This window comes from Pseudomonas sp. TMW22089 (genome assembly GCF_022496645.1).
Classification (GTDB): Bacteria; Pseudomonadota; Gammaproteobacteria; order Pseudomonadales; family Pseudomonadaceae; genus Aquipseudomonas; species Aquipseudomonas paraversuta.
The window spans coordinates 68,543-76,028 of sequence record NZ_SCFG01000023.1; the positions used below are offsets into that span (position 1 = coordinate 68,543).

Below are 7,486 nucleotides of genomic sequence, written 5' to 3' on the forward strand. Positions count from 1 at the left end.
GCAGACCGGAGTGCGAAACGGCCTGGTACGCATTTCTGTTGGTGTGGAAGGCGTCCCTCACTCGCCGATAAAGTTGGCTTTACGCTTTTCCAGAAAGGCGTGGGCGCCCTCTTTTTGATCCTTTGAATCAAACAACAGCTGGAACGCCTTGCGCTCCAGGATCAATGCGCTGTCCAGCGACATATCAGCGCCCGCCAGCATCACTTCCTTGATCTGCGCCACCGCCAGTGGCGGCAATGCGGCGATTTCTGCGGCCAGTTCAAGGGCCCGGGGCACTGTTTGAGCGTCGCTCACCACCTCGCTGACCATGCCTATGGCAAGCGCTTGCGGCGCAGGCACCAGGCAGCCCGTGAGCGCGATGCGCATGGCCTGTACCTTGCCGACCGCACGGATCAGGCGCTGGGTACCACCGGCACCCGGCATCAGGCCCAGCTTGACCTCTGGCTGACCGAAGCGCGCCGACTCACCGGCCACGATGATGTCGCAATGCATCGCCAGTTCACAACCACCGCCCAGGGCAAAACCGTTGACGGCAGCGATGATCGGCTTCGGACAACGACTGATGGCCTCCCAAAGGTATTCGGTGTGCCTGAGGTAGATCTCGATGGCGCTGGCGTGGGCGAACTCGCGGATGTCGGCCCCGGCAACAAAGCACTGCTCACCACCGGTCAGGACGATGGCGCGCACCCGCACATCGCTGGCCAGCGCACGAAAATGCACGGCCAATTGCTCGCGCACAGCACTGTTGAGAGCGTTCTTCGCTTCAGGAGGGGAGATCTGCACCACTGCCACGCCATCATTGCGGACTTCCAGGGTCACGACCGGTTCTTGTCGGGAGTTCATTATTGTTTTCCTCTCGATGCTGTTGCGTTATACGAAACTGGATACCAAAAAAGTCGCTCATCATAAGTAAGCTCTCAAACCGCTGTAAACCAACAGGTGGGCCGCCGGCCAGGCGAGTGTGTGTGCCCTGGCCAACAGGCATGGCCATGGGTGCATGTTTTCTGTGGCAGCCTTTGCGCAGTGCCGAAAATCGCCTGTGGGAGCCTGGCTTGCCAGCGTCGGGGTGGTGGCGCGATTGTCTTCGACGATGGGCCTGTACCTGGCAGCGGATTACAACACCAACACCCTGGAGGGTGTCGGTGGTAACGCAGGGGTTTGCCTGAGCTGGTAAAGGGCAGAACCGGGTTCAGGGTTCTGCGAGATGCTGAACAGAGTCAGGGGACTTGTGAGGTGATCAGTCCTCTAGCGCGCGAACCCGCTCCTGGCGCTGCTGCTCCTGGGGCTGAGCAGAGGACTGCAGGGTGAAATCGAATTCGATTTCGGCAAACTTGCCGCTCACTCCATGTTCGGCTGCGCGCTGCTGGTCATCGCTGAAGCTGATTTTGGCGATCAGTTCATCGCGTGTGGCGTAGGCAAAGTCGTCATGCAGGTACTGGTCGCCATCGAGGTTGATCTGGGTCGTGAGGTGACGATGATCCGCAGCAGAAATAAAGAAGTGGATATGCGCCGGGCGCTGCCCGTGACGGCCCAGTTGATCGAGCAGTTGCTGGGTCGGACCGTCCGGCGGGCAGCCATAGCCTGACGGCACGATGCTGCGAAAACGGTAGCGGCCTTCGGCATCGGTGACGATTCGCCGACGCAGGTTGAACTCCGACTGACTGGCATCGAAATAGGAATAGGTGCCGCCCGTGTTGGCATGCCACACATCGACCACCGCACCGGCAAGGGGCTCGCCAGCGGTGTTTTTCACCTGGCCCTGCATGAACAGCTGAACACCCGGGTCGACGCCGTCATCCAGTCGCGCCTCGAAGTTGGACAGTGGCGCGCCCGCTACATACAGCGGGCCTTCGATGGTGCGCGGGGTGCCGCCGGACTTGCCGGCCTGCTCGTCTTCGGCGTCCATCAACAGGTCCAGGTAATGCTCCAGCCCCAGGCCTGCCACCAACAGCCCGGCTTCCTGACGCGAGCCCAGGACGTTCAGGTAGTTCACGGCTTTCCAGAACTCTTCCGGGGTCACGGCGAGGTCTTCGATGATGTTCACTGAGTCACGCAGGATGCGGCTGATCAGGGCTTTGACCCGCGGGTCGCCCCCATCGTTGTGCAGACCGCTGGCCTCGTCGAGAAATTTACGGGCGCTGGCAGTATGGGAAATCTTGGCGTTCATGGTGGTTCCTCATCTTGTAATTATTGGCGTAACTGACCGGGTTCCCAGGACTCAGCGGTCGTCCTCACGGATGGACGAAGGATGGCGACACATTGCAGTGACTTCGATAGCCATGTACGGGTACAGCGGCAACTGCATCAGCAGGTCGTGCAACTCCTGGACGCTGTCGACCTCGAACACGCTGTAGTTGGCATAGAGCCCGGCAATGCGCCACAGGTGACGCCACTTGCCCTGATCTTGCAGGCGCTGGGCCAAAGCCTTCTCGTCCGCCTTGAGCCGGGCAGCCACCTCGGGGTTGATGTCGAGCGGCAGGTTCACGGTCATTTTTACGTGGAACAACATAAGGCTCTCCTTAGACTTGAGAAACGGCGGTGGCGGTTTTGTCGCGACGGAAAAACGCCAGGCGCTCTTCATCGAGGGTCAGGCCCAGGCCCGGGGTTTGCGGAACGTGAAGCTCAAAGTCGCGATACAGCAGCGGCTCACTGAGAATATCTTCGGTCAGCAACAACGGCCCGAACAGTTCGGTGTCCCAGGCCAGCTTGTTGAGGGTAATAAAGGCATGGGCCGAGGCCAGGGTGCCGATGCCGCCTTCCAGCATGGTGCCACCGTACAGGCTGATCCCCGCCGCCTCGGCAATGCTTGCGGTGCGCAGGACGGCACGGGGGCCGCCGTTCTTGGCGATTTTCAGGGCGAAAATCGAAGCAGCACCTTCCCGCGCCAGGTTGAACGCATCTTCCACGCTTTCGATGGATTCGTCGGCCATGATCGGCGCCGGGCTCATGCTGTTAAGGCGCACCATACCCGAGCGGTTGTTGCGCGAGATGGGCTGCTCGATCAGGTCGATGCCATTGCTCCCCAGAATTGTGCAGGCGCGCAACGCCACAGATTCGTCCCAGGCCTGATTGACATCGACCCGCACACTGGCGCGATCGCCCAGGGCCTGTTTGATGGCAATCACGTGGGCCAGATCGCGGTTGACTTCACCGGCGCCGATTTTCAGTTTGAAGATGCGGTGGCGCCGCAGGTCGAGCATTTTTTCGGCTTCGGCAATATCTTTGCCGGTGTCGCCGCTGGCCAGGGTCCATGCCACCGGCAGTGAATTGCGCACCCGTCCGCCCAGCAGTTCGCTGACCGGCAGGCCCAGACGTTTGCCCTGGGCATCGAGCAGTGCCGTTTCAATACCTGATTTGGCAAAGGTGTTGCCGCGTATGCTGCGTTCCAGCCTCAGCATGGCAGCATTGATGTTGCTGCTGTCCTGACCCAGCAGCAACGGCGTGAAATGCCGGTCGATGTTGGTTTTGATGCTGTCCGGGCTTTCGTTGCCGTAGGCCAGGCCACCGATGGTGGTGGACTCGCCAATGCCCTCGATGCCATCGGCGCAGCGCACACGAATCAGCACCAGAGTCTGGTTCTGCATGGTGTGCATCGCCAGTTTGTGCGGGCGTATGGTCGGCAAATCGACAATTACCGTCTCGATCGATTCAATGGCTGTTGCAAGCATGTCTATACCCGTCAGATTCTTGAAATTCCGGGACTGATTCTGGTACGGCTTTTTCCCCGATACCAATATAGAATTGGTCTGACTTGATACCTTTAAGGTATGGGACCTGCTCTGGAGTTTCTATGGAACTGCGTCATCTGCGGTATTTCCAGGTACTGGCTCAAACGCTCAACTTCACCCGCGCCGCCGAGCTGCTGCATATTGCCCAGCCGCCCCTGAGCCGGCAGATCCAGCAGCTGGAAGAAGAGTTGGGGGTGTTATTGCTGGAGCGTGGCCGACCGCTGAAGCTGACCGCTGCCGGGCGTTTTTTTTACGAGCACAGCACGGCCCTGCTGGAACAGTTGAGCAAGGTCTGTGACAACACTCAACGCATCGGCTCCGGGGAAAAAACCTGGCTGGGCATCGGCTTTGCGCCATCGACCCTGTATGGCGTGCTGCCGGAACTGATTCGGCGCCTGCGCGGCGGCAAGTCGGTGGAGCTCGAACTGGGGCTTTCGGAAATGACCACCCTGCAGCAGGTACAGGCACTCAAGGCCGGCCGGATAGACATCGGCTTCGGACGTATCCACATCGAGGATCCGGCCATCGTCCAGAGCATACTCACCGAAGACCGCCTGGTGGCTGCCCTCCCCGCCGGGCACAGATTGCTGGCAGGGCCCATCAGTCTGCGCCAGCTGGCAGCCGAGCCGTTTGTGCTGTACCCGGTCAATCCGCGACCAAGCTACGCCGACCACGTGATTGCCCTCTTCGATTCCTACGGCGTGAACATCCATGTCGCGCAATGGACCAACGAACTGCAAACCGCCATCGGCCTGGTGGGCGCGGGAATCGGCGTAACCCTGGTACCGGCCTCGGTGCAATTGTTGCACCGCGACGATATTGGTTTTACCCCGCTGCTGGAGGCCAACGCGACTTCACCGATCATCCTCAGCCGGCGCGTGGGCGACGTATCCCCCGGGCTCAATCATTGTTTGCAGGTGATTGAGGAACTGCTGCCGCAGCCTTGATCGGGCTGCCGGTTGCCCCTGTCACTTGCGACTAATGCCAAAGCACGAATTGTGCCGAGGCCCGGTAACGGGTATTGAATCCACAGTGGCAAACGATCAGGGATTATCAGCGGACAAGGGCTTGTCCAGTGCCAGGCAGCGGTTCATTGCCTGGGGCCTGATCCCGGAACCAACACCCAAGGACGCGTCATGGACAAGACAAGGATTGTACGAACAGATCTGTTCGAAGCCAGAAGCAGTACCGGCCGTATATACGAGATAGAGGAACTGACCACCCAAACCATGACCACCGGCGCGGATGGCGCAAACGCCGGGTGGACGCAGAGCAGCAGGCATTACCAGGTCAGCAGTGGCGGCCACGCCCACAAACTCAGCCATACCGAGTTTCATATTCTGGCGTCAGGGGAAGAGGCTGTACGCATTTGAGTCGTGCTGGCCAACTTCGCGCAACCGGGCGCTACCCGACACCGCCCCTCCCCCGGTTGTATCGCCAGCCCCCGGTCACCCTGGTGTCATTTACCAGCGGTACACAGACCCCCGGTTGCCCGAATCAGTGCCAGTTCATGCAATTGATCCTTGGCCAGGCCTTTGCGCGCCTGAGCAACCCAGCGGCTGCAGTCCGGGGCATTGCGATACGCGGAGAAGGCACTGTAGTGCTGCAACAGCCGGGTTTGCAGTTGATCCAGCTGTGCCCGGATCTGCGTCGAGAGATCAGCCCGCGGGACGTCCGGAGCCTTGCCGGCAGCTTGCCATTCGGCCAGCAACCCATACTGCACCAGCTTGTTGCCTTCGATCTGGGCAGCCAGCAGCTCGGCCACAGCATCCGGGTCCAATTGCCTGGCCGTGGCCAGTACCCGGGCGTTACCAATGACTTGCGCTTCGCGCGCACCGTCCTGCACCGGCTTGCCACTGTCCCACTTACTCAGGGCAACCTGGTCTGCGATGTTCAATCGCTCATTCATGGTTGCCAGCAACAACGGCAACGACTCGGGAGGCGCTGAAGCCGTGCTGGCCTGGGCGCTACCGATAAACAGACTGAGGGCAGTAATGCCGAGCAGATGAAAAAAACCTGGGCGGTTAGACATGCAACTGATCCTTTTCGCTGAATAGTCAAAACTGCAGAACAATACCTCGCCACGCCAGAACATGCTGTGTTGTTGATTTAAACCCTGGGCCGTCAGCAGACACCATCGTCCAGGGTATGGTCAGATTGGGTGATGGCGGTATGATGGCCAGCGAATACTCTGTCTGATGAAAAAAACAACCAACACCGCACTTTGGGCCGGGTGATCTGGCGCGGCGCAACCATTAGCTTTTTACTTTTTTTGTGAAGATGGAAGTTCAATGAACCTGACTAAACTCTCGCTTGCCCTGTCCTGCTGCGTAGCCATTTCGATGCTGGGCGGCTGCGCTGCCACTGTAAAAAGCAGCGGCAGTGACACATTGGCAATCCGCGAAGCAGCCAAGCGCAACATCATCCTCGAGCTCCAGGGCAACACCAGGGTTGAGCAAAACAAGGACTGGCCGCGGTTGAAGGAAGAATGGAGCCAGGCCCTGCACGTTGAAGCGACCCAGGCCGGCTATGGCCTTGCCGAACCCCAGCCAATGAACCCTGTGGAAAAAGACGGTATCGGGCTCAGGATCAACGTGACCAACTTTCGCTACCTGACACCCGGTGCGCGTTATAGCGCCGGCGTCATGGTCGGTAATGCCTGGATCAACTCATCGGCAGACTTTACAGACTTGAAGTCAGGCCAGTTGATCGGGTCCCGGACCTACGACACTTCATCTTCAGCCTGGGAAGGCGTCATGTCGGCCATGACCGAAGAGCAGGTACAGGCTATCGCGCGGCAAATCATAAGTGACATCAAGCGTGCCAAGGCCCAGTGACCTGAACAGGCCCGGATCAACGCGCAGAGGTGGCGCAAAAGTCACACCCATGAAAAAGCCCGACTCGCGGAAGTTGGACCTGATCATTGAAAACATGCTCTGGACCGAGTGATTTGAACACTCGGGCCCTTGCACCCAATGCCCTCGCACACTCTCATAAGTCATTGGATGCTTATAAAAAGCGAGGCCATTCAATTGATGATGTTGATGTGTCCATTAGATAAATCTACACCACTATCACACACCGATTAAAATAAATAAAAATTTAAAAACCCTGCCTCAGGTGAGCCCATGAAAAATAGTGTGATTGCAGCTATCCTGTTCGGCTCCGCGCTTTCTTTAAAGGTTTTGGCGAGCGGACTGGAAGTCGAGCACAGACTAATTGAGCAGCGCTGGTACACGTTCGAAGACGTGATAGAAAAGAGAAAGACCTATAACAGGGTCGATATTTCGCGAGGGTACATCGAATACTATTTCGAGGGCGATAAATATACCCCCCAGTATCCCGAAGAAAAATTGTCGCCGCTACAAAAATTCTATTCCAATCATGGCAGCGTTGGAACATATGCGGCGGCTGATTATGAAACCGCGCTAGACAAGGCGTGCATCGATGTTGTCTCTGGTTCTTTAGGCACATTTATAGGCGACTATCAAACCTCCAAAAGACCTGACAGGCAGCAATATAAACGCATCGTAGTCGGCATAAGGTCTTTAACGTACAAAGGCCCCGAGTACAACTTCAAGAGCCTTTCATCCTGGTCGCCTGTCGCGTTACCCAAGCACAACAGAAGCCTTCTGAATCGCCCCGGGTTTCCTAGACACTCTCCAGGCTCGCTGCGTAACGCTTTTCAAACTCTACCGGTGACAGCTGATTGTTGAAACTGTGGCGTCGTTTTGGGTTGTAAAACATCTCGATGTAAT

10 protein-coding genes are annotated in these 7,486 nt (G+C 58.0%); 5 read left to right on the forward strand and 5 right to left on the reverse strand.

Going from position 1 to position 7,486, the window contains the following annotated elements; genetic code table 11:
• Positions 1-57: 57 nt before the first annotated feature.
• Positions 58-843 carry an enoyl-CoA hydratase gene (locus tag EQV90_RS17995; RefSeq protein WP_240878504.1) on the reverse strand — a complete coding sequence of 262 codons (786 nt, stop codon included), beginning with the start codon at positions 841-843 and terminating at the stop codon, positions 58-60.
• 196 nt (positions 844-1,039) lie between these two features.
• Between EQV90_RS17995 and EQV90_RS21720 the strand changes: the two genes are divergently transcribed.
• The gene (locus EQV90_RS21720) at positions 1,040-1,174 is read left to right on the forward strand and encodes a hypothetical protein (RefSeq protein WP_268968737.1); all 135 of its coding nucleotides are present in this window, start codon (positions 1,040-1,042) and stop codon (positions 1,172-1,174) included.
• Positions 1,175-1,237: 63 nt separating this feature from the next.
• Here the strand turns inward: EQV90_RS21720 and catA are convergent, their stop codons facing one another.
• Genes catA through EQV90_RS18010 form a run of 3 tightly spaced genes read right to left on the reverse strand, consistent with a single transcriptional unit; the run spans position 1,238 to position 3,668 of the window.
• Positions 1,238-2,167, reverse strand: a complete 930-nt coding sequence (catA, locus tag EQV90_RS18000) for a catechol 1,2-dioxygenase (RefSeq protein ID WP_003442346.1) — start codon at positions 2,165-2,167, stop codon at positions 1,238-1,240.
• A gap of 51 nt (positions 2,168-2,218) precedes the next feature.
• Positions 2,219-2,509, reverse strand: coding sequence for a muconolactone Delta-isomerase (catC, locus tag EQV90_RS18005; RefSeq protein WP_240878505.1), 291 nt, complete (start codon positions 2,507-2,509; stop codon positions 2,219-2,221).
• 10 nt (positions 2,510-2,519) lie between these two features.
• On the reverse strand, positions 2,520-3,668 hold the full coding sequence (locus tag EQV90_RS18010; RefSeq protein ID WP_003442342.1) for a muconate cycloisomerase family protein: 1,149 nt from the start codon (positions 3,666-3,668) through the stop codon (positions 2,520-2,522).
• A gap of 122 nt (positions 3,669-3,790) precedes the next feature.
• On the opposite strand from EQV90_RS18010, the gene EQV90_RS18015 reads away from it, so the two are divergent.
• Both EQV90_RS18015 and EQV90_RS18020 read left to right on the forward strand, forming a co-directional pair.
• A complete protein-coding gene (locus EQV90_RS18015; protein ID WP_003442340.1) occupies positions 3,791-4,675 on the forward strand; it encodes a LysR family transcriptional regulator in 885 nt (294 codons plus the stop codon).
• 189 nt (positions 4,676-4,864) lie between these two features.
• Entirely contained in the window at positions 4,865-5,101 is a 237-nt protein-coding gene (locus EQV90_RS18020) for a hypothetical protein (protein WP_003442339.1), read from the forward strand.
• 86 nt (positions 5,102-5,187) lie between these two features.
• Here EQV90_RS18020 and EQV90_RS18025 read toward each other — a convergent pair whose 3' ends face one another.
• Positions 5,188-5,760, reverse strand: a complete 573-nt coding sequence (locus EQV90_RS18025; RefSeq protein ID WP_240878506.1) for a chorismate mutase — start codon at positions 5,758-5,760, stop codon at positions 5,188-5,190.
• Positions 5,761-6,019: 259 nt separating this feature from the next.
• Between EQV90_RS18025 and EQV90_RS18030 the strand changes: the two genes are divergently transcribed.
• Positions 6,020-6,565 carry a hypothetical protein gene (locus EQV90_RS18030; RefSeq protein WP_240878507.1) on the forward strand — a complete coding sequence of 182 codons (546 nt, stop codon included), beginning with the start codon at positions 6,020-6,022 and terminating at the stop codon, positions 6,563-6,565.
• A 291-nt stretch (positions 6,566-6,856) separates the two neighbouring features.
• Positions 6,857-7,444, forward strand: a complete 588-nt coding sequence (locus EQV90_RS18035; protein WP_240878509.1) for a hypothetical protein — start codon at positions 6,857-6,859, stop codon at positions 7,442-7,444.
• Positions 7,445-7,486: the final 42 nt, after the last annotated feature.